General features: G+C 56.5%; 27 protein-coding genes. 10 read left to right on the forward strand and 17 right to left on the reverse strand.

Features of this window, described 5'->3' with window-relative positions; genetic code table 11:
- Nucleotides 1–252 precede the first annotated feature (252 nt).
- The gene (locus KIN_RS22400; RefSeq protein ID WP_243144853.1) at nt 253–1,125 is read right to left on the reverse strand and encodes a helix-turn-helix domain-containing protein; all 873 of its coding nucleotides are present in this window, start codon (nt 1,123–1,125) and stop codon (nt 253–255) included.
- A gap of 366 nt (nt 1,126–1,491) precedes the next feature.
- On the opposite strand from KIN_RS22400, the gene KIN_RS07145 reads away from it, so the two are divergent.
- From KIN_RS07145 to KIN_RS07155, 3 genes are all read left to right on the forward strand, one after another.
- Complete coding sequence (locus KIN_RS07145) at nt 1,492–2,646, forward strand: phosphoserine transaminase (RefSeq protein WP_159805507.1); 1,155 nt, start codon at nt 1,492–1,494, stop codon at nt 2,644–2,646.
- Between the two features lie 72 nt (nt 2,647–2,718).
- Nucleotides 2,719–4,314: a phosphoglycerate dehydrogenase gene (gene serA / locus KIN_RS07150; RefSeq protein WP_159805509.1), complete on the forward strand. Its 1,596-nt coding sequence runs from the start codon at nt 2,719–2,721 to the stop codon at nt 4,312–4,314.
- Nucleotides 4,314–5,105: a metallophosphoesterase gene (locus tag KIN_RS07155; protein ID WP_159805511.1), complete on the forward strand. Its 792-nt coding sequence runs from the start codon at nt 4,314–4,316 to the stop codon at nt 5,103–5,105. Before serA ends, KIN_RS07155 begins: the two co-directional genes overlap by 1 nt.
- Here KIN_RS07155 and KIN_RS07160 read toward each other — a convergent pair.
- Genes KIN_RS07160 through KIN_RS07180 form a run of 5 tightly spaced genes read right to left on the reverse strand, consistent with a single transcriptional unit; the run spans nt 5,089 to nt 9,546 of the window.
- Nucleotides 5,089–6,663, reverse strand: a complete 1,575-nt coding sequence (locus KIN_RS07160) for a hypothetical protein (RefSeq protein ID WP_159805513.1) — start codon at nt 6,661–6,663, stop codon at nt 5,089–5,091. The two genes, KIN_RS07155 and KIN_RS07160, sit on opposite strands and share 17 nt — an antisense overlap.
- Nucleotides 6,664–6,681: 18 nt before the next feature.
- Nucleotides 6,682–6,870 (reverse strand): DUF2783 domain-containing protein, encoded by a 189-nt coding sequence (locus KIN_RS07165; RefSeq protein WP_159805515.1) that lies wholly within the window; start codon nt 6,868–6,870, stop codon nt 6,682–6,684.
- Nucleotides 6,867–8,399, reverse strand: a complete 1,533-nt coding sequence (locus KIN_RS07170) for an FAD-dependent oxidoreductase (RefSeq protein WP_159805517.1) — start codon at nt 8,397–8,399, stop codon at nt 6,867–6,869. The genes KIN_RS07165 and KIN_RS07170 overlap by 4 nt, the downstream gene beginning before the upstream one ends.
- A 2-nt stretch (nt 8,400–8,401) precedes the next feature.
- Nucleotides 8,402–8,599 carry a hypothetical protein gene (locus tag KIN_RS07175; RefSeq protein WP_159805519.1) on the reverse strand — a complete coding sequence of 66 codons (198 nt, stop codon included), beginning with the start codon at nt 8,597–8,599 and terminating at the stop codon, nt 8,402–8,404.
- Nucleotides 8,596–9,546: an MBL fold metallo-hydrolase gene (locus tag KIN_RS07180; protein ID WP_159805521.1), complete on the reverse strand. Its 951-nt coding sequence runs from the start codon at nt 9,544–9,546 to the stop codon at nt 8,596–8,598. Before KIN_RS07180 ends, KIN_RS07175 begins: the two co-directional genes overlap by 4 nt.
- A 57-nt stretch (nt 9,547–9,603) precedes the next feature.
- On the opposite strand from KIN_RS07180, the gene KIN_RS07185 reads away from it, so the two are divergent.
- Nucleotides 9,604–10,164, forward strand: a complete 561-nt coding sequence (locus tag KIN_RS07185; protein WP_159805523.1) for a DUF2585 domain-containing protein — start codon at nt 9,604–9,606, stop codon at nt 10,162–10,164.
- Nucleotides 10,165–10,166: 2 nt separating this feature from the next.
- Here KIN_RS07185 and KIN_RS07190 read toward each other — a convergent pair whose 3' ends face one another.
- The 6 genes from KIN_RS07190 to KIN_RS07215 all read right to left on the reverse strand — a co-directional run bounded on the left by KIN_RS07190 (nt 10,167) and on the right by KIN_RS07215 (nt 17,434).
- Nucleotides 10,167–11,123: a fumarylacetoacetate hydrolase family protein gene (locus tag KIN_RS07190; RefSeq protein ID WP_159805525.1), complete on the reverse strand. Its 957-nt coding sequence runs from the start codon at nt 11,121–11,123 to the stop codon at nt 10,167–10,169.
- Between the two features lie 30 nt (nt 11,124–11,153).
- Nucleotides 11,154–12,512 carry a homogentisate 1,2-dioxygenase gene (hmgA, locus tag KIN_RS07195; RefSeq protein ID WP_159805527.1) on the reverse strand — a complete coding sequence of 453 codons (1,359 nt, stop codon included), beginning with the start codon at nt 12,510–12,512 and terminating at the stop codon, nt 11,154–11,156.
- A gap of 25 nt (nt 12,513–12,537) precedes the next feature.
- A complete protein-coding gene (locus KIN_RS07200) occupies nt 12,538–14,232 on the reverse strand; it encodes an AMP-binding protein (RefSeq protein WP_159805529.1) in 1,695 nt (564 codons plus the stop codon).
- Between the two features lie 69 nt (nt 14,233–14,301).
- Nucleotides 14,302–14,994, reverse strand: coding sequence for an ATP-binding cassette domain-containing protein (locus tag KIN_RS07205; protein ID WP_159805531.1), 693 nt, complete (start codon nt 14,992–14,994; stop codon nt 14,302–14,304).
- Entirely contained in the window at nt 14,994–16,166 is a 1,173-nt protein-coding gene (gene devC / locus KIN_RS07210; RefSeq protein WP_159805533.1) for an ABC transporter permease DevC, read from the reverse strand. Before devC ends, KIN_RS07205 begins: the two co-directional genes overlap by 1 nt.
- Complete coding sequence (locus KIN_RS07215) at nt 16,163–17,434, reverse strand: HlyD family efflux transporter periplasmic adaptor subunit (protein ID WP_159805535.1); 1,272 nt, start codon at nt 17,432–17,434, stop codon at nt 16,163–16,165. Before KIN_RS07215 ends, devC begins: the two co-directional genes overlap by 4 nt.
- Before the next feature lie 39 nt (nt 17,435–17,473).
- Here KIN_RS07215 and KIN_RS07220 point away from each other — a divergent pair, with 39 nt between their 5' ends.
- The 3 genes from KIN_RS07220 to KIN_RS07230 all read left to right on the forward strand — a co-directional run bounded on the left by KIN_RS07220 (nt 17,474) and on the right by KIN_RS07230 (nt 20,299).
- Nucleotides 17,474–18,118 carry a TetR/AcrR family transcriptional regulator gene (locus KIN_RS07220; protein WP_159805537.1) on the forward strand — a complete coding sequence of 215 codons (645 nt, stop codon included), beginning with the start codon at nt 17,474–17,476 and terminating at the stop codon, nt 18,116–18,118.
- A gap of 78 nt (nt 18,119–18,196) precedes the next feature.
- The gene (locus KIN_RS07225; protein WP_159805539.1) at nt 18,197–19,420 is read left to right on the forward strand and encodes an NAD(P)/FAD-dependent oxidoreductase; all 1,224 of its coding nucleotides are present in this window, start codon (nt 18,197–18,199) and stop codon (nt 19,418–19,420) included.
- Between the two features lie 42 nt (nt 19,421–19,462).
- Nucleotides 19,463–20,299, forward strand: coding sequence for an NAD-dependent epimerase/dehydratase family protein (locus KIN_RS07230; RefSeq protein WP_159805541.1), 837 nt, complete (start codon nt 19,463–19,465; stop codon nt 20,297–20,299).
- A gap of 20 nt (nt 20,300–20,319) precedes the next feature.
- Here KIN_RS07230 and KIN_RS07235 read toward each other — a convergent pair whose 3' ends face one another.
- Genes KIN_RS07235 through fliF form a run of 5 tightly spaced genes read right to left on the reverse strand, consistent with a single transcriptional unit; the run spans nt 20,320 to nt 24,107 of the window.
- Complete coding sequence (locus KIN_RS07235) at nt 20,320–20,892, reverse strand: hypothetical protein (protein WP_159805543.1); 573 nt, start codon at nt 20,890–20,892, stop codon at nt 20,320–20,322.
- Entirely contained in the window at nt 20,892–21,626 is a 735-nt protein-coding gene (fliP, locus tag KIN_RS07240) for a flagellar type III secretion system pore protein FliP (protein WP_159807871.1), read from the reverse strand. The genes KIN_RS07235 and fliP overlap by 1 nt, the downstream gene beginning before the upstream one ends.
- Before the next feature lie 6 nt (nt 21,627–21,632).
- Entirely contained in the window at nt 21,633–21,899 is a 267-nt protein-coding gene (locus KIN_RS07245; protein WP_159805545.1) for a FliM/FliN family flagellar motor switch protein, read from the reverse strand.
- Entirely contained in the window at nt 21,892–22,491 is a 600-nt protein-coding gene (locus tag KIN_RS07250; RefSeq protein ID WP_159805547.1) for a FliH/SctL family protein, read from the reverse strand. The genes KIN_RS07245 and KIN_RS07250 overlap by 8 nt, the downstream gene beginning before the upstream one ends.
- On the reverse strand, nt 22,488–24,107 hold the full coding sequence (gene fliF / locus KIN_RS07255; protein ID WP_159805549.1) for a flagellar basal-body MS-ring/collar protein FliF: 1,620 nt from the start codon (nt 24,105–24,107) through the stop codon (nt 22,488–22,490). Before fliF ends, KIN_RS07250 begins: the two co-directional genes overlap by 4 nt.
- A gap of 126 nt (nt 24,108–24,233) precedes the next feature.
- Here fliF and KIN_RS07260 point away from each other — a divergent pair, with 126 nt between their 5' ends.
- From KIN_RS07260 to KIN_RS07270, 3 genes are read left to right on the forward strand one after another with little or no spacing between them, the layout of a single operon-like run.
- Entirely contained in the window at nt 24,234–24,713 is a 480-nt protein-coding gene (locus tag KIN_RS07260) for a flagellar basal body-associated FliL family protein (protein WP_159805551.1), read from the forward strand.
- An 11-nt stretch (nt 24,714–24,724) separates the two neighbouring features.
- A complete protein-coding gene (locus KIN_RS07265; RefSeq protein ID WP_159805553.1) occupies nt 24,725–25,147 on the forward strand; it encodes a hypothetical protein in 423 nt (140 codons plus the stop codon).
- Entirely contained in the window at nt 25,147–25,722 is a 576-nt protein-coding gene (locus KIN_RS07270; RefSeq protein ID WP_159805555.1) for a MotE family protein, read from the forward strand. Before KIN_RS07265 ends, KIN_RS07270 begins: the two co-directional genes overlap by 1 nt.
- The last annotated feature ends 31 nt before the right edge of the window (nt 25,723–25,753 follow it).

Below are 25,753 nucleotides of genomic sequence, written 5' to 3' on the forward strand. Positions count from 1 at the left end.
TTCAGCTTTTGTGGTCAGCGGCGGCAGTGCGGGGCTACGCGCTGTCGTCGCGATAATCTTGCCACAAGAAGGCACGTGTGGCGAGAATAGAATCCGATATTACCTATATATTTCATATAGTTGGTCCAATCCCACAGCTAGATTTTGCCGTTGGAGATCGAGATTGACCCAGCTCGCAAGATTCCGACTTAAAAGTCATAGACCTAGAGCTGGGTTGTTTTGTCGGTTGCTTTTTATTGCAGTCGATTGTGCTCATGATCTGAGACCCGCCGCCTGAATTTCCGCTTTCGTCACTATCTCAGAGGCAAGCAATGCCGTGACCTGAGATGCCGTAATGTGTATACACATTGGGCTGCGGTCCTTGATCCAACAGGCCAACCGCACATGATGATCGGCCTCTAACGCCCGCGCCTTCTTGCGGTCTTCCACCGCCTTCTCGACATAGGCCTGCCAGCGTCGCATCCGAAACCAGTTGTCCGAAAAGCAAACCTTGGAACGGGTGAACTCTGCGCTTTCGTTGGCATAGGCTTGCACAGCTTGCAGCAAGTCCTCCGGCTTGATCCCTTTCGTCATGGCTTCTTCGATCTGAGCAAGGCAGGCCGCTTTGCCACGAATACGATCCGGAGGATATGCCACCAAGATCTTCTCAGTCTCCACCGCCTCGCGCCTGCGCGAAGGAGGTTCTTTCATAGGTTCAATGGTAAGGTTCGTGTCTCGATTTGAGACTACCCCCGTCTCATCCTTGAGACGCTTCCTACGCCTTTTTGAGACCTTTCCCCCCGTCTCATTTTGAGACGAAACCGCATTCTGATCGCTGCCTCCACCCTTTGGGCGTGCGCTTGGCCCCAAGGTAATATCGAGATGCAGCTCATACTGATTGGACCCGCGCCCGCCATCACCGTCACCGCGAGCATGGCGAGTGACGAGGCCGCAGTCCTCCAAAGTGGTCAGGTGCCGAAACAAAGTTGCTCGGCCCATCTCGCATTCGTCCGCCAACCTCTGGGCGCTCGGATTGCATTGGCCAGTTTCCTTGTTGTGAAAATCTGCAAGTTGGATCAGCACAATCTTCGCGGCTGGCTTCAAGCCTTTAACGTTCGCGGCCCAGATCAATGCCATGCCACTCATGATGCCACCTGCCTTGCCAGAAATGAGCGGCATGAGTATATTGAACGAGAAGAAGACTTTTCGAATTGGCCGTTGAGGTGAGTGCCAGCTCTCTCAACGGCTTTTCTTTGTCCGATGTCCCTACATCGCCGTTTCCGACAAAGTGAATGAGCTGATTCCCGGATCAGCCATGGCAGAACAAAGCGCGATCCGCTTGTGTCAGATTTGTGCCAATAGGAAACATGCGTTCCTGCATCGTTCTGCAAAAGTCTACATTTACCTGCATGGCAAGTACCTTTGCCTGTTGCTGTTTTTACTGGGGTTCCGTATGTCCGGCGGTGGGACACCCTTCCCCAACGAAGGGCATATATCTGTAAGGATACTAAAATGGTTGAGACCACTCCGGCGACGCGGCCGGCAAATCCGCGTTTTTCTTCGGGCCCTTGCGCCAAACCCCCCACATTTTCGCTCGACAAGCTGGCGGACGCCGCCTTGGGCCGCTCTCACCGGGCGGCAATCGGCAAATCCAAGCTGAAGAATGCGATCGAGCGCACCCGTGAGATCCTGGGCGTGCCTGCGGATTACAAGATCGGCATCGTTCCCGCCTCCGATACCGGGGCCTATGAGATGGCCATGTGGTCGCTGCTTGGCGAGCGGCCAGTCGAGATGCTGGCATGGGAAAGCTTCGGATCCGGCTGGGTCACTGACGCGATGAAGCAACTGAAGCTGGACGCGAAGGTCACAACTGCCGAGTACGGCCAGATCGTTGATTTTGCCAACGTGAATTTTGACCACGATGTCTGCTTCACATGGAACGGCACGACCTCGGGCGTTCGGGTGCCGTCAAAAGACTCTATTCCGGCGGAACGGGCGGGTTTGACGCTGTGTGATGCGACATCCGCGGCCTTTGCAATGGACCTGCCGTGGGACCGTCTGGATGCCACGACCTTCAGCTGGCAAAAAGTGCTCGGCGGCGAGGCGGCGCACGGCGTTTTGATCCTCAGCCCCCGCGCTGTGGCCCGGCTGGAAAGCTACACGCCCGCGTGGCCCCTGCCCAAGATTTTCCGCCTGACCAAAGGCGGCAAACTGATCGACGGCATTTTCGAGGGCGCCACGATCAACACCCCCTCCATGCTGTGTGTCGAGGATTACCTCTTCGCGCTTGATTGGGCCGAAAGTGTCGGCGGTCTGAAAGGACTAATCGCGCGTGCGGACGCAAATGCGGACGCCATAACCGCGTTCGTCGACGCGACCCCGTGGCTCGACTTTCTGGCTGAAGATCCGGCAACCCGTTCCAACACATCCGTCTGCCTGAAATTCAATGACAGCCGGATCACCGACGGCGCGACCTTTGCAAAGGCCGTCGCCAAGCGGCTTGAGACGGAAGGCGTGGCCTATGACATCGGCGCGTATCGCGATGCCCCCCCCGGTCTGCGGGTCTGGTGCGGTGCCACGGTCGAGACCGCTGACATTGAGGCGCTGTTGCCATGGATTACTTGGGCCTTTGAGGCAGAGATCGCCGCACAGTCCCAGGCCGCCTGAGGTCCGATAAAAGTCCGACGGAAGTCCGATAGATTTCCGAACCCAAATTCTCATGAAAAAAGGAGCCCTGAGATGGCCCCAAAAGTTCTCGTCTCCGACAAGCTGTCCGAAACCGCCGTCCAGATTTTCCGCGACCGGGGGATCGATGTCGACTTCCAACCCGATCTCGGAAAGGACAAGGAAAGACTGCTGGAAATCATCGGGCAGTATGATGGTTTGGCCATCCGCTCGGCCACCAAAGCGACCGAAAAACTGATCGCCGCAGCGGATAATCTTAAGGTCATCGGTCGCGCCGGGATTGGTGTCGACAACGTCGACATTCCTGCCGCTTCAAAGAAGGGGATCATCGTGATGAACACCCCCTTCGGCAACATGATCACCACCGCCGAACACGCCATCGCAATGATGTTCGCCGTAGCCCGTCAGATCCCGGAGGCAAGCACCTCAACCCACGCTGGAAAATGGGAAAAATCCCGTTTCATGGGTGTCGAATTGACCGGCAAGACGCTGGGCGTGATCGGTGCAGGCAACATCGGTGGCATCGTATGTGAACGCGGCGTTGGCCTGAAAATGAAAGTGATCGCCTATGATCCGTTCCTCAGCGAAGAGCGCGCAGCCAAACTGGGTGTGACGAAGGTGGAACTGGACGAGCTGCTGACACGCTCTGACTTCATTACGCTGCACGTCCCCGCAACCGACAAAACGCGCGGCATGATCTCCGTCGAAGCCATCGCCAAGATGAAGAAGGGCGTGCGTATCGTGAACTGTGCCCGCGGCGGTCTGGTGGATGAAAGCGCGCTAGCCGAGGCATTGAAGTCGGGCCACGTCGCTGGCGCCGCCTTTGACGTATTCGAAGTGGAACCTGCAACCGAGAGCCCCCTCTTCAACCTGCCCAATGTCGTGGTCACCCCGCATCTTGGCGCGGCGACGACAGAGGCGCAGGAAAACGTGGCCCTGCAGGTAGCGGAACAGATGTCAGACTACCTTTTGACAGGCGCCGTCAGCAATGCGCTCAACATGCCATCGGTGACCGCCGAAGAGGCTGCCGTGATGGGCCCATGGGTCAAGCTGGCCGAGCATCTGGGTGCATTTATCGGGCAAATGACGGACGAGACGATCAAGGAAATTCAGGTGACCTACAACGGCTCCGTTTCCAAGATGAACCTCGAAGCGCTCAATTGTGCAGGTGTCGCGGGCATCATGAAGGCCACGAACCCGGACGTAAACATGGTGTCAGCCCCCGTGATCGCAAAAGAGCGTGGCGTGAAAATCAGCACAACGACCCAAGACAAGTCCGGCGTGTTCGAAGGCTACATCAAGATCAACGTCATCACGACAGACCGCGAGCGGTCCATCGCAGGCACGGTCTTTTCCGACGGGAAACCGCGCTTCATCCAGATCAAAGGCATCAACATCGACGCAGAGATCGGGGCGCATATGGTCTACACCACCAACAAGGACGTGCCCGGTATCATCGGGACGTTGGGCCAAACCATGGGCGAGAACGGCGTAAACATCGCGAACTTTACCCTCGGCCGGTCCGGTGCGGGGCAAGAGGCCATCGCGCTGCTGTATGTCGATGATAGAGTGCCAGAGCCGGTTCTGAAGAAGCTGGGCGACACCGGCATGTTCCAACAGATCCGCACGCTTCAGTTCGACGTCGCCTGATGATCTACGCCATCGGCGACATCCACGGTCAGGCGGCGCAGCTCGACAACGCGCTTGGCCTGATCGAAGCCGATGGCGGCCCCGATGCCCCCATCGTATTTCTCGGCGACTACACGGATCGCGGACCTGACAGCAACGGCGTCCTCGAGAGGCTTATCGATGGTCAGGCCGAAGGTCGTCCGTGGACTTTTATAAAGGGCAATCATGACCGCATGTTCGTCCGATTTCTGACCCAGGGCTGGGAAAATGATGACCGTATCTCTTCAGGTCTAAGCTGGCTCAATCCGCGCATGGGTGGCCTGATGACCCTTGCGTCCTATGGGGTCGGGGACGGGACAGGCGCTGCGTTTCTGAAGGACAGGCAGAAGGTTGAGAAGCTGTCGTCTGTCACAATCGACGGCACCCCGCACTCGATGCAGGAGCTGGTCTCAAAAGCGCGGAACAGCGTACCGGAAAGCCATATCCAGTTCCTCGACACGCGCCCGCTTGTACACCAGCACGGCGATCTCACATTCGTTCATGCTGGTATCAGACCAGGGATCCCCTTGACGGATCAGGATGAGGATGACCTTGTCTGGATCCGCAAGGAATTTATTGAGGACGACCGCGATCATGGCACCCTGATCATCCACGGCCATACGGCACTGGATCATCCGGTCAACTACGGTAACCGGGTCAATCTGGACGGCGGGGCGGGATATGGGCGACCGCTCATCCCGGCTGTGTTCGAAGGACGGGACTGCTGGCTTCTGACGGAACCGGGCCGCCTTGCCCTCAATCCTTGCGGATAACTCCTGTAATCGCGGCGGCGCCCAAAGCCGTGACGATCCAACCAATCGCCATGGCAACCCATCTCAGCCACCATCCAATCTGCCCTAACGGCGAGCGGGACGTGGAGGGGGACCATGCATTCTCCTGCCCTAATGAAACCAGTGGAATCACTAGATCAGCCGCATAGGCAAAACTGTTGAATGTCTCCCAATCCTGACCGGCCTGTCCCGGCGACGCCCAATAGGCACCGGGATTCTGAGGGTAGGTCTCTGTTGCCTCAATCCAGCCTTGCGAAACAAGGATCGGGGCTGAGTTAGGGGCCATGTCACCCGCGTTCCACGTCTTTTGGAAGAACAGGCCCAGGGCGACAATCAGAGCGATTGCAACGACCAGCGACCGCCCTGGCCTGTAGCCATACCCGATGGTCCAGCGCAGTAATGCATCGACCAGCCAAGCAATCCCACGCCAAAGGGGTGAGACACCGCGCACCGCCAGCATCCGTCGACTTTCCGCCTGCAAAAGCGTTTCCTTGGTCATCAGCACCATGCGGGCATCGTCGCGGTGCCCCAATGTGATCAGCACATTCGCCAATTGCTCATAGGGCTGTGCCACGAAAGGCATATCCGCAGGACGCCGCGCAAGCCAATCCAGCCGAGATCGAATATTGGTGTCCGCATGTCGAGAAAAGTCGCCATACTTGAACCCGTCTAAACGAATTGGATAGGCGGCACCCGGTCCCTCAGGCTCATCCTTCAGCCGCGCGACTTCGGCACCCGCCAGGTTTACGATGCCCTTCGTGATCTGGTTGTCCTGCAAATAGAGGATGCCACCGATCCGTGCGCGGGCAAGGCTAAGCGCCATATCGCGGCCATGCTCTTCGGTGGCGCCGAAGATCGGTGTGCCGATCACCTCATCCGGCAGGGTGATAGCGGTGTTGGAGACGAAGAAGTCATGATCAATCCGAGCAGACGAAAAGAACAAAAGCCCCTGCGCTGTTAAAGTGGTGACAGTGTCCGAATACGGGTAGTTGCCTAAGAAAACCGAGCCCTCGACCCGCAATGACGGTGCAAAAATGGCGTCCTGCCCCGAACTGACGAGCGTGGCATCGCAAATTTGCAGGTCACCGGACACTCGCGCACCCGCGAGGCTAATCTCGCCCGCTACATAGCTGCCGGATCGAATGAAAACCGATCCCGCAAAAGAGGTGTTGTCCGCCGAGATGTCCGTGGCCGTGCAACCCGAAAGATAGAGGCCGCGCACCTTTGCGTTCACTAGATTCAGCGGTCCGGCCAGCTTACAGTTGGAAAACGAGATATCGCGGCTGCAATCGCACCCCTGCAGATCGAGAGAGCCGGAAATCCACGCACCCCGCAGGCGGATGCCCTTATCATGAAGCCGAATATCGTTGCAGTGATCCAGCAGAATGAAACGGATAAGATCAGCTCGGACAATGCGGTCATCTTGCGCACTCTGAGGCAGATCACCGTCGCCAATACTGGTACGGTTTTCCCCCTCCGCCTCATCGATCAATCGCTGTTCGGCGACGGAAAATGGCTCGAAATCGCTAAGACCACTCATGCCTAAGGCGTGGCACGCTCAAGATTTTCGCGCAAGCTCCAAGGCCTTTTTCAGAACAGCAAGGTCACCAATGTGGTTCGCAAGTATCAGGATCAAACGTGCGTTGAGTGCATGGCTTTCCGCCTCGCTCAATCCTTTGTGCACCGAAAGAAGGTCAGCATAGAACCCGTCGTGATCCTGTAAATTTGGCTCGGTCACCAACGTCATAGCTGACCCCGCATCAGCGCGTCTTTGGCGGCGGCGATCGTTTGGCTGTCCGCCGACACCCAGCGGGCCGCAATGACCTGATCCGGCCGGACCAGATAGATACAGCTATCCGCTTCACCCAAGTAGCGCCGCTGCATATGTTCATTCAATTCAGGTACAAATGCCCCCTCCGGCGCGCAGCCTATGGCCATCACCGTGACATCCCGAAAATGATCCATGAGCCAGCCATCCCCTTGGGGGGCGTCCGGCGCGACCAGACCGGGGTGCGAGATTTCGGGCAAACGTCCGTCATCGGGCGCAACATTCGGGTACGCGCACGGCCGTGACAAGCGGCCGGAATTGACCCAGCCGCGTGCAAAACCCGCCGTTTTCGCCAATGTCAGTGTCTGATCACGAAACAAGCGCTCTATTCCGTCATCGGGGGTCATGAACTTCGTCGCGCGGGTCGAGTTCGCAATATTCTCATCGGTCGCGATTTGACGCTCGCTGTCATAGGTCTCAAGCAACCCGGTGTCGCCGCCCCGCACGACCGCGGCCAGCTTCCAGCCCAAGTTGTCGACGTCCTGCATCCCGCCATTGCCGCCCCGCGCACCGAAGGGTGAAACAACATGAGCACTGTCACCCACGAAAATCACGCGATCGTGCACGAAACGCTCCAGCCTACGGCACTGGAATGTGTAGACGCTGACCCAATCCAGCCGGAAATCGCTGTGGCCGACAACCCTTTCGATGCGAGGGATCACGACCTCCGGTTTCTTTTCGTGGTCGGGATCCGCGTCCCACCCAAGCTGCAGGTCGATCCGGTAGATGTTGTCGGGTTGTCGGTGCAGCAGCGCGGACTGCCCTTCGTGGAACTCCGGCTCGAACCAGAACCGGCGCTCTGACGGGAAATCTGCCTCCATCTCGATATCGGCAATCAGGAAGCGGTCTTCGAACAGTTCCCCGTCGAACTCCAATCCCATCATCTTCCGAATGGGGGAGCCCGCACCGTCGCAGGCCAAAAGGTAGTCCGCCGCAAGTGTATAGGCACCGTCTGGCGTTTCGATCTCGACCTGTGCGCTATCTGCCGTCTGGGAGAGATCCGTCACCTTATTCTTGAACCGCAGATCGATCAGTGGGCTCTGTTGCGCAGCTTCGACAAGGTACTGCTCGACATAGTACTGCTGCAGATTGATGAAGGCCGGCATCTTGTGGCCGTCTTCCGGCAACAGGTCAAAGTTGAATACTTCCTCGGCCCCATGATAGGTGCGCCCGACTTTCCATGTCACACCTTTCGCCAACATCCGCTCTGCGATGCCAAGGCGATCAAAGATTTCGAGTGACCGTTTGGACCAGCAAATGGCCCGTGATCCGATCGACACAACGTTGTTATCGTCCACCACAACGCTCGGGACATCGTGGCGCGCCAGTTCGAGCGCCGCCGCAAGGCCGATGGGACCTGCGCCGACGATAACAACCTTATGACGTGGCTCATTTGCCGTTAGACCCGGAGGCGGTGTAAATTCGAAAGGTTGATAGTCATAAGCCATCGCTACTTCATCCTTCTCAATTGCCAGATGCTCCAGATCGCCGTGCCGCCAAAGAAAGCACCGGCGATGCCTACGATCTCTACGGCCGCGATGCCGCCAATGCCTCGGTACAGCACCGCGAAGATCATGAGGCCCAGGCCGATCAGACTGAAGCAGAGTCTGAAGATGATCTCCCCGCGTGGCGGTCCAAACTGATTCATCCCTGCAATGCGTCCCACATTTCCTTGTCTCGCGCGGCGGTCCAGATGCGGGGCGTATCGATACCCCGCGCTTCATCATATGCCCGCGCGACGTTGAACGGCAGGCAATGCTCATAAATCGCGTAGTCCGAGAACTTCGGGTCGCATTCCGCCCGGACAGCATCCCACGCATCTTTCAAACTTCCGCCGCGCGCTGCAACTTTCGCGGCGGGGCGGTATGTGCTCTCGAGAAAATCTCTGGTCGACGAAATCGCAGCGGCGACCATCTCTTCACCCACCAGTGCATCGCCGCGACCGGGCGCAATCGACTTGGGCTCAAACGACGCGACGGCGTCAAGCGTGTGCTGCCAGTCGCTGAAATGCCCGTCACCACAATAGCAAGCGGAGTGGTATTCGACGATATCACCCGTAAACATCACCTCCTGATCGGGCACCCAGATCACGGCATCCCCGGCTGTGTGCGCGCGGCCCAGATGCATGATATCGACGCGACGATTGCCCAGATAGACCGTCATCGCATCCGAGAACGTCGTCGTAGGCCAAGTCAGACCCGGAATGCTTTCATGCCCCTCAAAGAGGCGCGGGAACCGTTCAAATTCGCTGTCCCAATCCTCTTGCCCACGCTCGACGACCATGGCCCGCGCGGTGTCGGACATGATGATCTGATCGGCGTTGTAGGCGGAGGCGCCCAAGACACGCACGGCGTGGTAATGCGTCAGCGCAAGGTGAGAGATCGGCTTGTCCGTGACGCCCCGCACACATTCGATTACCTTGTTGGCCAAACGCGGCGTCGCCTGCGCCTCGACGATCATTACGCTGTCATCACCGATGATCACGCCGGAATTCGGGTCGCCTTCGGCAGTAAACGCGTAAAGCCCGTCTCCCACCTCGGTGAAACTCGTGGTTTTTTCCGCCATGTCGCCCGCGCTTGCGAAAGCCTTGGACATATTCTTGACCCCTTTTCGGTTTTACAAAACTGCCACTTATGTGTTTGAGACGCCAGCATGACTAGAAAAGCCCTGCCCTATTGGATCACCTTCGGTGTGATCGTCGCCACCGCCGCCATCTTGTTGTGGATGGGACGTATTCCGATGTGCAAATGCGGCTACATCAAGTTGCTGCATCTGGAAACAATGAGTTCCGAGAATTCCCAGCACATTGCCGACTGGTACACCCCCAGCCATCTGCTGCACGGCTTCATATTCTACGCGATCCTGTGGGCCGTCGCGCAACGCATCACTGTAGGCTGGCGTCTGGTCATCGCGACACTGGTCGAAGCCGCATGGGAGATTGCTGAAAATACGGATGCCGTTATCAATCGATACCGCGAAGTGACCATCGCGCTGGATTACTACGGCGACAGCGTCCTGAATTCTGTTTTCGACATTCTGGCGATGCTTCTGGGGTTCTGGCTTGCCCTTCGATTGCCGGTCTGGGCCAGCGTCGCCATCGTCATCATCGCAGAAGTCGTGGTGATGTACTTTATTCGCGATGGCTTGGCGCTGAACGTGATCATGCTTCTTTATCCGCTGGATATCATCCGGGAATGGCAGGCAGCAGGATAAGCTCACAGCGCGCGCGCCGATTGGTCAATTGTTCCAAAGATCGAGCGGCCGGAGGCGTCTTCCATCCAGATTTTTACGTTGTCCCCAGGCTGCATGAATTCGGTGACGGCTGCACCTGTCTCAAAGGTCTCGATCATCCGTTGCTCGGCGATACAGGAATACCCCGCGCCGCCTTCACTCACAGGTTTTCCGGGACCGCCGTCCAGCTTGTTTGACACTGTTCCAGACCCAATGATTGTACCGGCCGCCAGATGTCGCGTTTTGGCCGCGTGGGCGATCAGTCTGGGAAAATCGAATGTCATGTCGATGCCCGCATCGGTCCGGCCAAACGGCTTTCCGTTGAAGTCGACATATACTGTCCCTGACATCCTTCCATTACCCCACCCCGGCAATTCGTCGGGCGAAACAGCAACAGGCGAGAAAGCACAGGCGGGTTTAGATTGAACGAAGCCAAAGCCTTTCCCCAGTTCGCCCGGGATGAGGTTCCGCAGCGAAACATCGTTGCAAAGCATCACGAACCGGATTGCACTCGCGGCCTCTTCCAGCGATGCGCCCATCGGGACCGGGCCGGTGATCACGGCGATCTCAGCCTCGAAATCGATCCCCCAAGCTGGGTCACCCACTATGTCGTCGCCTGGCGCAAGGAACCCGTCCGAGCCGCCTTGGTACATGAGAGGGTCGGACCAAAAGCTCTCGGGCATCGCAGCCCCACGCGCTTTTCGCACCAGTTCGACGTGGTTCACATAGGCCGATCCGTCGAGGAACTGATACGCCCGCGGCAAAGGTGACACACAATCGGATGCATCAAAGTTGTGCCAGTCCGCATCTGCACCAAAATTCCCTGTATCCAACGCGGCCTGAAACGTTCCCGCCTTCAGCGGACGACAGGTGCTCAGATCGTCGCTCACCTCGACCAACCCGCCGTCCGGGTTGGCAGATTTCAGGGTCGCCAGCCTCATATGCCAGCCCGCCTCTTGTCGCCCATTGCCCTACTTTTCCCCCGGGGTTCCGTCGAACTTCTTCTCAAGACCGTCCCAGCACTCGACATAGTCATCCTGCAACGGCGCTTCCTTCGCGGCGAATTCCGTCAGATGCTGCGGGAAGCGCGTTTCGAACATAAAACTCATGGTGTTCTCAAGTTTCTGCGGCTGAAGATCGACGTTTGATGCACCCTCAAAAGCTGGCTGATCCGGGCCATGGGGCAGCATCATGTTGTGCAGACTCATCCCGCCGGGAACGAAGCCCTTGGGCTTGGCATCATAGATCCCGTGAATGTTGCCCATCAACTCGGACATAATGTTCTTATGGTACCAAGGCGGTCTGAAGGTGTTTTCCGCCACGTTCCAACGATCGCGAAACAGCACAAAATCGATATTGGCTGTTCCTTCTACGCCCGATGGCGCGGTCAGCACGGTAAAGATCGACGGGTCCGGATGGTCGAACAGGATCGCGCCCACGGGCGAGAACGTCTTCAGATCGTATTTGCACGGCGCGTAGTTTCCGTGCCATGCCACCACGTCCAACGGTGAATGACCAATCTGTGTTGCATGAAACTGCCCACACCATTTGATTGTTACGGTCGAGGGGCGTTCGACGTCCTCGAATGCGGCGACCGGTGTCTTGAAATCACGCGGATTGGCCAGACAATTGGCACCGATTGGGCCGCGGGACGGCAGATCGAATTTCGCCCCGTAGTTCTCACAGACAAAGCCACGCGCGGGGCCGTCCAGCACTTCGACCCGGAAGACCATTCCCCGCGGAAGCACCGCGATCTCCTGCGGTTCCAGATCGATGATGCCCAGTTCCGTCGCAAAGCGCAGGCGCCCTTCCTGCGGCACGACCAAAAGCTCGCTGTCGGCACTATAGAAATACTCATCTACCATTGAGGCTGTGATCAGATAGACATGGGACGCCATCCCGACCTGTGTGTTCACATCGCCCGCCGTGGTCACCGTCCGCATTCCTGTCAGGAACGTAGGATCCTCTTCAGTGTGCGGCACCGGATCCCACCTGTATTGACCAAGCGATATGACGTCAGGATCGACATGTGGCGCTGATTTCCAGTAGGGAACCTCAATTTTTTCAAACCGAGAGACATGCTTGACCGAAGGCCGGATGCGGTAGCACCACGTGCGCTCGTTCTGACCCCGTGGCGCCGTAAAGGGCGTGCCGGACAACTGTTCGGCATAGAGACCGTAGTTGCATTTCTGGGGGGAGTTTTGGCCCTGCGGTAAGGCATCCGGCAAAGCTTCGGTCTCGAAGTCATTACCAAACCCCGGCATGTAGCGATCCGTCCCGGCGCGGGCGCTCACGGCACTCAGTTTTGCGGGATCGTTTTGCTTGTTCATATCAACATCTCCTCCCTGCGGGCGCTCAAGCGGTCACAAGTTCTTTCAGACCAAGATCTTCCATCATCGTGTCACGCATCACAAACTTCTGGGGTTTGCCGGTTACTGTCATGGGTATTTCATCCACGAACCTAACATGTGCAGGCACTTTATAGTATGCGATATGCTCTTTGCAAAAGGCCCTGATCTCGGCCTCGTCCACCGTCGCACCGGGCTTTTTCAGGATCCAAGCGCAGGAGATCTCCCCGAATTTCTGGTCCGGCACCCCGAAAACCTGCACCTGTGACACGGCCGGGTGCGTATAAAGGAACTCCTCGACCTCCCGTGGATAGATGTTTTCTCCACCCCGGACGATCATGTCTTTCACACGCCCCGTGATGTTGACGTAACCCTCTTCGTCCATGCGGGCCAGATCACCGGTGTGCATCCACCCTTCCGCGTCAAGCGCATCGGCTGTTTTCTCGTCATCGGCCCAATATCCTTTCATGACGCTATAACCTTTCGTCCAAAGTTCGCCTTGGCTGCCAACCGGAACAGGAACGCCATTCTCGTCGACGATCTTGACCTCAACATGAGGATGAATCCGCCCGACGGAGGTGACGCGTTTTTCGGTTGGATCGTCCACATTACTTTGAAAAGACACAGGGCTGGTTTCTGTCATGCCATAGGCAATCGTGACCTCGGTCATGTTCATCTTGGTTTGCACCGCGCGCATCACTTCGATTGGGCACGGTGCACCCGCCATGATTCCGGTGCGGAGTGTAGACAAATCGAAGGACGCAAAGTTCGGATGCTCCAACATGTTCACGAACATCGTTGGCACGCCATAGAGTGCAGTGCATTTCTCGTCAGACACCGTTTTCAGAGTCGCGGCTGCTTCGAACCCCTCACCGGGAACGATCATCGCGGTCCCTCGCAGTACGGACCCGAGGGTGCCCATGACCATACCAAAACAATGATAGAACGGCACCGGGATGCAGAGCCTATCCTGCTCGGACAGCACCAATGCGTCCCCAACGAACCACGCGTTGTTGACAATATTGCGGTGTGTCAGCGTCGCGCCTTTCGGCTGACCCGTTGTGCCCGACGTAAACTGTATGTTGATCGGATCATTGCGGTCCAGCGCGTCCAGCGGCGGCAATGCTGCAGGATCACCCGTAACTGAGGCAAAAGGGATCATACCTGCCGGTGTATCATCACCTAAACAGATAACCGTGCTGAGATGCGGAAACCTCTGGGATTTCAATTCTCCCGGCTCTGATGTCTTGAGCTCAGGCGCGAGGTCCACCAGCATTCCTGCATAGTCTGACGTCTTGAATGCGGGCGCCGTGATCAGGCCGGTGCAGCCGACTTTGTTTAGTGCATATTCAAGCTCATGAGTGCGGTAGGCCGGATTGATGTTCACAAGGATCACCCCGATCCGCGCCGTTGCAAACTGCGTCAGAAGCCATTCATAGCGATTGGGCGACCATATCCCGATCCGGTCGTTTTTTTGGAACCCGAGCGTGATCAGACCCGCAGCGAGTCGATCGACATCGTCAGAAAACTCCTGATACGTCCGCCGAATACCCTGCATCGAAAACACTGCAGCATCCCGGTTTGGAAACCGCTTCGCCGTGTCGTAGAGAACCTGCGGAATTGTTTTTTCAACAAGTGGCTGGTCCACTTCGCCAATGACGTGGGAGACATCACCAATAGGCATTCTGCTTGAAACGTCCATTTCTCATCCTCCCTGCAACGTGCTCTATGATAGTGCATGGCTTCTAAGAACTGTCGAGGGGGAGGCGCCCTATTTCCGCGTATCGGACACGATCCGCCCTTCCTCCAGCACGATAATCCGGTCCGCCATGTCGAGAATCCGATTGTCATGAGTGACCATCACCGTGGTCGTCCCGCGCGTCTTGCCGAGTGCCTTGAGCATCTGAACGACAGTCATCCCGGACTCCTTATCAAGCGCTGCCGTCGGTTCATCGGCAAACACGACCTCAGGATTGGAGACCAGCGCCCGCGCCACCGCCACGCGCTGTTTTTGCCCCCCGGACAGGTTCGCAGGAAGATAATTCATCCGGTCGCCCAAACCGACAAGCCCCAAAACATGACGACTGGCCTCAAGCTGCTTATGCGCGTCGCCTTTCCCGTGGACCTGCAAGCCCATCAGCACGTTTTGCTCGGCGCTCAGGCTTTCGTGCAGGTTGTGAGCTTGAAAGATAAACCCAAGCCGTCGTCGAGTGGCGACCAACAGCGGTTCTGGCGCACCATTCAATTCCGTGTCGAGAAGCTCAACACTGCCTTCCTGAACATCCCGCAGACAGCCAAGCAGCGTAAGAACAGTTGTCTTTCCTGACCCGGACGGACCCATCAGAATTGTCAGGCTGCCGCGCTCGATTTCTAGATTTACGTCAAACACCGCCTGTTTGCGCGCCTCACCCGTTCCAAACCAGTGATTGAGACCCTCAGCGGTGATTGCCGGAACATTGCGCATCAGAACAGGTCCGCTGGGTCCGCACCGGCCAAGCGGCGGGTGGCGATTGCACCGGACAGGCTGCAGGCCGCCAATGTACCAAAAAACACCGAGATAGCCTGCGCCACACTCATCTCTACGGGTAGTCCAGTTGCGGCACTGAGACCAAGATAGATCGCAATTGAACACAAAAGCCCCGGTATGAAGCCAAACACGGCAAGCACGATGGCCTCTTCAAACACGATGCCAAGAAAGAACGGCTGATCATATCCCATTGCCTTGAATGTCGCATATTCCTTCAAGTGATCAGCGACATCCGTCGCGAGCACCTGGTAAACGATGACCACGCCGACGAGCACGCCAATCAGAACCCCAAACCCGAAAATGATACCTGTCGGACGTTCCGTAGTCTGATATCGCCTGTCCGCGCTGGCTGCGTCTTCGAACGTGTTAACCTTCACGACATCGTTGGGAAAAACAGCACGCAGACGATCAACGACGACGTCTGGTGAAACCCCGTCCTCCACTTTGACCAGAATATGATTGGGGGCACCAAGCGAGCGTGCGCCAAAGAGCCTTAGGAACGTCTGATCGGACACAAATAAGGTGCCGTCCTCGGAAAACCCGGCGCCGACGGCCAATGTCCCGGTGACGTTGACCGTTCTCCCATTGGCTTCAATCGAAAGAGGGGTGTCGCGGGTTATGCCTTCAAACACCTCTGGCGGAACACCGCGCGTAAGTCTGTCGATGAGGCCGGTGTCCGCCAATTGCAGGATGCTCAGCTCACTTCGAAGTGTAGGCGCGACAAATCTCTGCGCGTTCGGATCGACCCCAAAGGTCTGAAGTGATGACGAACTTTTGTCATCCTCCCAATCCAGCGCGCCGATCATCAATGGCGTCGCGCTTGCAACGCCTGCAATTCCGAGCGCTTGAAACATCCGTTGCCGCGCGACATTGCTGCCGTCGGTCAACGTATTCGCATCGACGGACGAGATCATGATATCTGCATCAAACAGAGCGTACGGCGCGACCGTCGAAGAGTTGAGGGCGCCCAGAATACCCAGTTGGACAAAAACCAGAATATTGGCGAAGGCTACACCTGCCAGCGCAGCAAACAGTCGCGCGCGACTGTGGGACAGTTGAAGCCACCCAATCGGCATGCGACCAAACAGCCGCGTCAGCAGTCGCGTCATTCTATGCGACCAGCGTCGATACGGGCGACAACTTCGAGGTTCGTGAAACGCGAGGCGATATCGGAAGACGCTTTATCAAGCGTAACGATCACATCGACAACACGGGCGTCGGTGTTGGCGGCCGGATCATCGGATGTCACGGTCTGTCGCCCGATCTCAAGTCCGATGGCACTGACGCTGCCCAACAGGTCGGATGCCAGCGCATCGGCGAATATGGTGACCGGATCGCCCAATGCGACACGACCGATCAGGGTCTGGTACACCTCGACCTCGACCGTCATTTCGTTGGTGTTGCCCAAATTTAGAACGCCATCGCTACCGGGTTTTTCACCGGGTCGCACATGGATATCCAGAACGGTTCCATCGGAGGGTGCGCGCACATAGGCTTTGCTCAGATCCAATTGACTGCGGGCCAGACTGGCACGCGCTGCCTCTAGATTTGCCTCGGCAACAGCGATGTCGGCCTGCAAAACCCCTTCGGATGCTTGATAGCGGGACAGGGTCGCACGCGATTTCTCTACGTCACGTATAGCCTCGGTGGCACGCGCCTGAGCATCATCGAACACCGCCCGCGTAGTGACGCCCCGCTCCAATAGAGACGTTGTCCGATCAAGCTCGGTCTGGGTGACGGCTGCGGTGGCTTCGGCCCGTTGCAGAGCGGCCCGCGCTTCTTCCAGACTGGCGCGAGTGTTCAGCTTGGTCTGCTGCAACGTTGCGTCGCGCACCTGAACATCAGCCTGCGCGGTCGCCACGTCGCTTTCAAGCTGCGCAAGATTGTCCAAAACTGCGAGCGTATCACCACGCGCGACTTTATCCCCGACAGCCACGCATATCTCAGAGATCCGCGCATCGCTTGCGCCAAATGGCGGGGCCACTGTCACGATATCACCCCGTGGGATTAGACGACCAAGGGCGACCACGTCCCCCTCACTGACAACGGAGACCTCTTCTTGCGTCGTGACTTGTTGAACAGCGACCGCAATGGGCGTGTCCGTTCCACCACCCGGCTGCAAACCTGTCAAACCAAAGAAAGCCTGAACGCCGGGCGGTTGAAAATAGAGCCCGATGACAGCGCCCACAAATATGAAGACCATAACCAGCGGTATTCGATACAGCTTGAACCATCCCGATTTCTTTGACGTTGTCTGTTCCTTCGATGTGCCAAGGCCGGGATCGCTCAACGGAAGGTCTGGCGTGGTCTTGTCATCCATGGTGATATTCTCGTTCTGGGCGTCGGCTTCGTCTGCTGCTGACTTTTGAGTCAGCAATTAGATATCCTCACAGGTATTGCAAGCCAAAGGATGAGAATGAGCGACAAAAAAACCTATGCCCGCCGAAAGGCGCAACGTCCCGCCGAGATTACTGCGGCTGGCTTGGCAGAGTTCGCGGAAAATGGGTTCGCCGCGACGCGCTTGACCGACGTTGCTGCACGCGCCGGCGTCTCAAAAGCCACGATTTATTTGTATTTCGAGAATAAAACCGCGCTTTTCGAGGCCGCTGTTTTGACAACCATCGTGCCGGTCTTGACCGAAATTGAGGAGATGACATCAACCTTCGATGGCCCGACGGAGGAACTGCTGAAGTATCTGGTAACGTCAACCTATGCGCGCCTTGTCGGCACAGACGCAATGACCATTATGCGTATCCTCATTGGGGAAGGGCGGCGGTTCCCCGACCTGGTGAAGCTCTATAAGTCTCGCGCTCTTGATCAAGGATTACGCATTCTTGACAAGATCGTAGCCCGCGGTGTCGCACGTGGGGACTTGCGGCCCGAGATTGCGGATGGGGACCCGCGTGTACTGATCGGGCCGACCTTTATGGCCGCCGTCTGGGAAATGGTATTCGCAGATATCGATGCGCTGGACATCGCCACTTTTCGGGATACGCACATCGACATCTTGTTCAACGGTGCTCTGACCCGCCGCACCACGGGCGACAGCGATACGCCTTGACGCCGCCGACCATGTTGGTCGACAGATTAAACAACCGAAAGCTCTGGCTGTCGGCTTCTGGTTCTAAAAGGCGTTCTGATGAAGACTGTAGGTCTTGCTACCAAGCCGAAGCACAACACCTACGATGTTGTCATCGTGGGCGGCGCGATGTTTGGCGCCTCGACCGCTTGGTTCCTGTCAGACAATGCCGATTTTAACGGATCTGTCTTGGTGGTGGAGCGCGACCCAAGCTATCGCACCGCCTCAACGTCTCATACAAATTCCTGCATGCGGCAGCAGTTCAGCAACGCACTGAATGTGAAGATCTCGCAATTCGCCGCAGAATTCGTCAAAACCTTTCGCCAACGGATGGGCGGCGATGAGAGATATCCAGAACTGTCGATCCAGAATTACGGATATATGTATCTCGCCGACAGCGAGGGGTTCGCAGACGTCCTCCGAAACAGTCATGCTGTTCAGGTGGCCGAGGGCGCCGGCACGAAACTGATGACACCCGAAGAAATCGAACGCGATTATCCGTTCTACAATTTGGACGACATCGTTCTGGGCAGTCACAACCGTAGGGACGAAGGCTACTGGGACTGCGTCGCGGTTTTCGACGGGTGGCGCAGGTCGGCCCGCGAACGGGGTGTTGAGTACATCGCCAACGAAGTGATCGCGATGACCAAGAGGCCTGCGGGGAACCGGATCGACAGCATTACTTTGACGTCAGGTGAGACAATCTCGTGCGGGCAAATCGTCAACGCGTCGGGCCCTCGCGCGGTTCTGACTTCGCGGATGGCTGGCATCGAAATACCGGTCGAGCCACGCAAGCGTTACACATACGTTTTTTCCGCTGAACAGCCGCTGGATCGGGAACTTCCGCTGACGATTGATCCTTCCGGCGTTCATTTGAGGCAAGACGGTCGATACACCTACATGGCCGGCGGTCACTCAGATCCCGACCCCGCTGTGGATTACGACGATTTCGTAATGGATCATGATCTGTGGCAGGATCATATCTGGCCCGCCATAGCAACGCGCATTCCCCAGTTTGAGGCGATAAAGGTGATCAGCGAATGGGCCGGTCACTATGCGTACAACACTTTTGATCACAACGCGATCATGGGGCCGCACACTCAAGTGGAAAACTTCATTTTTCTCAATGGCTTTTCAGGGCATGGGCTTCAACAATCCCCTGCCATGGGACGTGGGACCGCCGAGTTTTTGACATATGGCGCCTATCGTACACTTGATCTTTCGCCCTTCCACTTTGACCGGATTGCCGAGAACCGACCCTTCGTCGAAAAGGCAGTGATTTGATCGAGCACACCGCCACCAGATGGTATTTTGGGGAGATCTGAGATGAAGAAGCTGGTTCTTACCGGGGCCGCAGGCCGCCTTGGGTCATATCTGCGAGAGCCTCTGTCACGAATGTCGGATGAGCTTGTTTCATCCGATATCGCCGAGGACCTGGGCCAGCTTTACCCGGGCGAGCGTTATCAAAAGGCGGATATCGCGCAGTATGATCAAATGTTCGATCTTCTGGATGGCGCGGACGTAGTGGTACATTTTGGCGCTCTGGTCGATGAGGTTCCGTTTGAAGAGATGCTGGGCCCCAATTTCCTGGGCGCCTACAACGTTTGGGAAGCTGCCTATCAAAGGGGTCTGAAACGGGTTGTCTACGCCAGCTCAATTCACGCGGTTGGCATGTATCTCAGGAGCGATTTTATCGGAACTGATGCGCCCCATAGACCCGATACCTTCTATGGCCTTGCGAAGTGTTTCGCCGAGGATTTGGGCCGGATGTACTGGGAAAAGCGACAACTTGAGGCCGTCTGCCTGCGCATTCTGTCCTGCGCACGGGTCACGAATACGCGGGCGCTCGGGACATGGTTGAGCTATGACGATTTGATTCAACTGGTCACCCGAGCTGTCGATACCCCCACCACCGGTTTCAGCATTGTCTACGGCGTCTCGAACAACGATCGCGCGCCGGTGGACAACAGCAAAGCGAGTTTCTTGGGCTATAGACCCAAAGACAACGCCGAGCAGTTCGCGGAACGCATCCTGAAGCAGGCGCAGCCTGCCGATATCAAGGGTCTTTCGGACACCCGTCATGGTGGACCGTTCGCGGCAGTTGATCTTGGCGAAAGCTGTATGATCCAAATGAACATTGTAGACGATAAAAAAGAAAACTGAGCCAAACGTCGGCGAAATCATCAACCAGCTGATGCAGATTTCACCTGGGCACGCGTGCTCAGATCCGAAGTTGAGGCAACGCCATCGCGTTTTTCCATTTCCTTTGCATAAAGGATCACAAGGCGCGCACGAGGACCTGACAGTTTGCTGAGGATCTTGGTTCGCCCTGCATGATCGCGTTCAACGATTTGCCGCGCGATGATTGCAGGATGCTCACGTTCAAACTCGTTCAATGGGCGCTTTCGTATCTTCCGCTTGACCGCATCGCTTTTGGGTTTTGCGGAAGTACCCTTGGGTCGGATCGCTTTGGCTGGAATTTTGTGTTCAAGCGGTACGCGAGTGTCAGGCGCGGCCTTCGCCATATCACTGACAAGCGCCTTTGCCAAAGACCTGAGGGAAGCGCTCGCTTCGGGCGTGCTTACAGTGCTTGCGGCGGGCTGCACCGGATCCGTTTCTGCAAACAAACCTTTGCCCGACTTAGAAAAGTTTGAACCGACCATAGAAACAAGCAACGCCGAGTTTCGCGCCGAAGAAAACTCCGCCGGGACTGACTTGCGCCGTGTCGTTGAAAACGCAGAGACCTGCTTTTCCATTAGAAGTAACTCCTTACAAGGGCACCCGCGATCAGGTTCCAGCCATCGGCCACAACAAAGAACGCCAGCTTAAATGGCAAAGATACGATGGCCGGTGGCACCATCATCATGCCCATGGACATCAAGATTGCCGCAACAACCAAATCGATGATGAGAAACGGAAGAAAGATCAGAAAGCCTATCTGAAAAGCCCGTGCAACTTCGCTCAGCATGAAAGATGGGATCAGAATGGAAAGAGAGGCGTCGGCTGGCGCTGCCGGCGTCTCATTTGGCCGCAAGTCCAGCAACGTCTGGAACGTATCGAGATCAAGGCGCAGCGCCATGAACTCACGAAACGGGGCAATTACACGGGGGAATGCTTCCTCGACCGTCAAGCTTCCTTGGGACAGCGGTTGCGCGCCTTGACGCCAAGCCTCTTGGAATACCGGGTCCATAACGAAATAGGTCAGGAAAAGCGCGAGGCTCACGATCAGCATATTGGGCGGGGATTGCTGTAGGCCGATCGCTTGCCGCAAGATCGACAGCACTGTCACGATGAACGGAAAACAGGTGATCATGATCGCGAGCCCAGGCGCAAGACTGAGTACGGTGATCAAGGCGATCAGCTGAAGCGCGCGGCTGCTCAGACTTTGATCTGTTCCCAGGTCAAGCGACAGGTCTTGAGCTGCGCCAGACACGGTGAACGTGGCACACAGCACGAGCGCCAGGACTATGACATTGAGATGTCTCAACAGAGTTGCTCAGACGGGATCGCCAAGCGCAGTTATGCGAACCGCAAGCCGCCCTTCGACATCACCCTCTGCTTCCTCAAGGTGCCCGCGACCGATCAATCTGTCTCCGATAAACAATTCAACCGGATCTTCGAGTGTCTTGTCGAGCGGCAATACCGCATCAGCCTGCAATGACAACAAATCTTTCACAGTTGGTCGTGCGGTCCCGACACTAACCTTCAGTTCAACGTTAACGCCTTGAAGAACGTCATCTTTACCGGTTGCTTGATCAGGCATGGAGCCGGTCCTCCTCATCCGCTGCAACGAAGAACTCGGACAGAGATGCAGACACCTGAGCAAGCAATGCATCAGTATCAACAACCGTTTCGCCGCCATCGTATTTGACGATGACCTGTGACGCATCCAGCGTTTCCTCAGCGATAAGCTCAACCGGGAAGGAGACACTTTTTTCGATAGCTGATCTCAACTCATCCTCCGCATCGGGTGCGCAAAGCAGTTTGAGAGGAGCTTCAATCTTGCCCGCAATTGCTATGATCTCTTCGACGACGCGGTTCGCCACGTGGGGTTTGGCGATTTCCGGTAGGACCATTCCGACCATCACCTCAAGCAGCGGGCGCATGGATTTCAAGACATGCTGGCGCGCCTCGAAATAGGTGAAGCTCGTTTCTTGCAGCGCGGTGGAGATGTCGGAGCGAAGCTTATCTTGCTCACTTTGCGTCGACTGCGCGCCGTCTTGGTAGCCAATTCGATAACCGTTATCGTGGGCGTCCCTCAGAGCTTCTGGGTCGGGGGCCGCCGATTGCGATGTCGGTGAAAACTCTGACGTTGCCGGGTTAGCAAAGTCCTCGAAAAACGCGATCTTACTCATTCTGCCGGCTCCTGTGGTGTTTCAATCCAGTTCTTCAAGACCTCAACGGTCTCGTCTTGCTTTTCGTCGATGAGCGCCTTCAGACGTTCCACCGGGTCGTCTTCAAATGACGAAGGTGATCCCAGTTCCGGAAGGTCTGGCAATCCGGGTAGATCAGCCGGCGCCTGCGATCCTGTGCCGGAGGCATTGGTCACTTCGCCGGTCAGTGCCGGTGTCGGAAGCGCACCCCCGGATCCGCCAATCAGGTTCGGTTCGGCTGGCGCTTGAAGTTGTTTTGCTGAGCTGAGAATGGGACGCAGCACAAAAATACCAAGCGCCAGAACAACAAGGGCTGTTGTGCCAAGCCGCGCAATACTCATGACATCAAGGGGCTGACTGCTTACCCAACCGGGCCCCTCCTCGGTTACCAGAACGGGCGGGTCTTCCAACTGCATGGACCGGATGGTCACTTCATCGCCCCGCTCTGCATCGAAACCAACAACCGACTTCACAAGATCCTCCAGAACCTTGAGTTCTTCGGCGGACCGCGGTTCGAAAACTTGCGCGCCGTCTTCTTGTTCGACCGCATTTCCGTCTACAAGCACCGCAACAGTCACACGCTTGATCCCACCGGCAATGCGACGCGTCTCGCGCGTTGTTTCAGAGACTTCGTAGTTCACAATCTCACGCGTGTCGTTTTGCTCACTGGAGGATTGATCGCTGCCACCGCCCGCACCGTCAGGAAGGTTGCTGGCCACAGTGACGTCACCGCCTTCCTGATTGTTCGATCTTGATGAACTTTCGGTCGTGTCAGAGCTGATTGCGACACGATCGTCCGGATTGATAATGCGCTCACGCAGGGTCTCATCCTCAGTCAATGTATCGACATTCACCTCGACGACGGCGCGGCCTGCGCCGACACGTGCAGAAATCAGCCGCTCTACATTTTGCTTGAGTTGTTCCGCGCGGCCAGCCGCCAGTGTACTCGGCGTCTCCGTATCCCCATCGGTAATCACGACGCCACGATCTGCGTTGATAACCGAGACATTCTCTGGATCCAAACCTGATACAGCAGAAGCAATAAGGAAGCGGATGCCATTCGCGGTTGACGTTGAAATGTCTCGCCCAGTGCCGCGAACAGAAACAGACGCGGTCGAGCCACTACTACGGCGGAACGGGCTTTGATCAGCTTGGGCTATATGCACGCGGGCTGCAGTGATCTGTGGGTTCGCAAGAATTGTCCGGGCCAATTCGCCCTCTTTTGCGCGCAGATAGGCCGCATCGAACATTTGCGACGTTGTTCCGAAACCGGAAAGGTTATCCAGAAGCTCGTAACCTTCGACGCTATTTGCTGGCAGCCCTTCGCTGGCGAGCGTCAATCGAAGTTGATCGCGCATACTTCCATCTACAAAAATCGCATCGCCGCGGACATCATAGGCAACCGCCTGCGAATCGAGTGCGGCGACGACCTCGCCTGCAGCAGATGGCGACAGACCGCTATAAAGCAGCCGCATGTTCGGCTGAGCGGCCATTTTGATTAAGGAAAAAACGCCCAAAATAACGATTATTGCTGAAAGACCTGCGATAATCTGACGGCTCAGATCCAGACCATTCCACACATGAGCAACTTTTTGCACGCCAAACCTCTTGCTGAACGCAGTGTCGTTCTGACTCCGCTTTCTGCAATCTGGGGGATCAGCCTTAACAATCGGTTAGTGCCTTGGCGGGTATAGCACAAAAAGTGAACTTTGTGAGAGATTCGAATGTCCGACGAAGAAACAGACCAGAGCCCAGAGGTTCCGAAGGGCGGCAAAAAAGGCTTTCTTATAGGGCTAATCCTGGCCTTTGGACTGGGATCCGGTGCATTTTATGCAACCTATTCTGGGATGATCCTAGGCCCAAAAACGGACGTGGCTGATCATGCGCCAGTAAAGAACGAAAGCCCTGTCGTTTCATTTGTGCCCATTGATCCGATGATCATCTCTCTTGGTACCGGAAACCGCCAACAGCTTCGTTTCAATGCACAGCTTGAAGTTGATCCGGCATATACCGCCGACGTGTCTCATCTGATGCCCCGCATTCTGGACATTCTGAATGGCTACCTACGCGCGGTGGATATTACCGAACTGGAAGACCCCGCCGCCTTGATCCGCCTTCGGGCTCAGATGCTGCGTCGGGTCCAGCTCGTGACCGGCGAAGGATATGTCCGCGATCTTCTAATCACCGAATTCGTCTTCAGCTGAGGAACACATAAATGGATTTTTTCGCAGATATCTTCTTGGGGGCGGGCGCGCTGGCAGCGGCGTTTTACTGCCTCATTCTGTCGCGAAAGCTGTCCAAGCTGAAGGCACTGGATCAGGATCTTGGCGGCGCTATCGCAGTGATGTCACAGCAGGTCGATCAGATGACAAAGGTTCTTGGCGAGGCCCAAAACACAGCCTCTTCGTCGTCTTCAAACCTAGAAACGATGACTCAACGCGCCGAAAGCGTGGCAGGAAAGCTCGAGGTTTTGATTTCAGCACTCCATGATTTGTCGGACGAGGAAGACGCCGGTCAGATCGCCGAAGAGGTGGTTGACGCGGATGAGAACGACGAGGACGTCGAAGATACGACGCCGGAATCTGAAGACGTCACAGTATTTCTTCGTAATCCGCTGCGCGGCGCAGGCGGGCGGTGATGGCCATGACGACACACGCCGCCCCCCGAACTGTACTTCTGACAATCATTGGATTGCTCTTGGCATCCGGCTTCATAAGGCTTGGCACAATCGGCGCAGCAATTGCGCGAGATCAGCCGCAACCCGTCGCCTCAGCGGATACTGGATCCTCGACCTGCAACGATGACGGCCACTTGGCAGAGATGTTCGATCTGGTCGAAAACCGCACGAAGCAACTCGACGAAATCGAAAAGCAACTCCAGGAAAAAGAGCAAAAGCTTGCGGCGGCCAAGCAGCTCATCGATCAGAATCTGGCGCGCCTTGAGCAGGCAGAACAGAAGCTGAGCGCGACTGTCGCGCAAGTCGAAGGCGCATCATCGGGAGATATCGATCAGTTGACGCGTGTCTATGAGACGATGAAGCCGAAGACAGCTGCGCCTCTATTTGAACAAATGACACCAGATTTTGCTGCTGGTTTTCTCGGGCAAATGCGACCTGATGCGGCCGCCGGGATCATGGCTGGGCTCTCATCCGAGCACGCCTATGCGATCAGCGTCGTCTTGGCTGGCCGCAACGCAAATGCACCCAAGAACTAGCGTCAAAGCACTTTAACCGGAGAGTAAACCT

The organism is Litoreibacter roseus, from assembly GCF_009811795.1.
GTDB classification, from domain to species: Bacteria; Pseudomonadota; Alphaproteobacteria; order Rhodobacterales; family Rhodobacteraceae; genus Litoreibacter; species Litoreibacter roseus.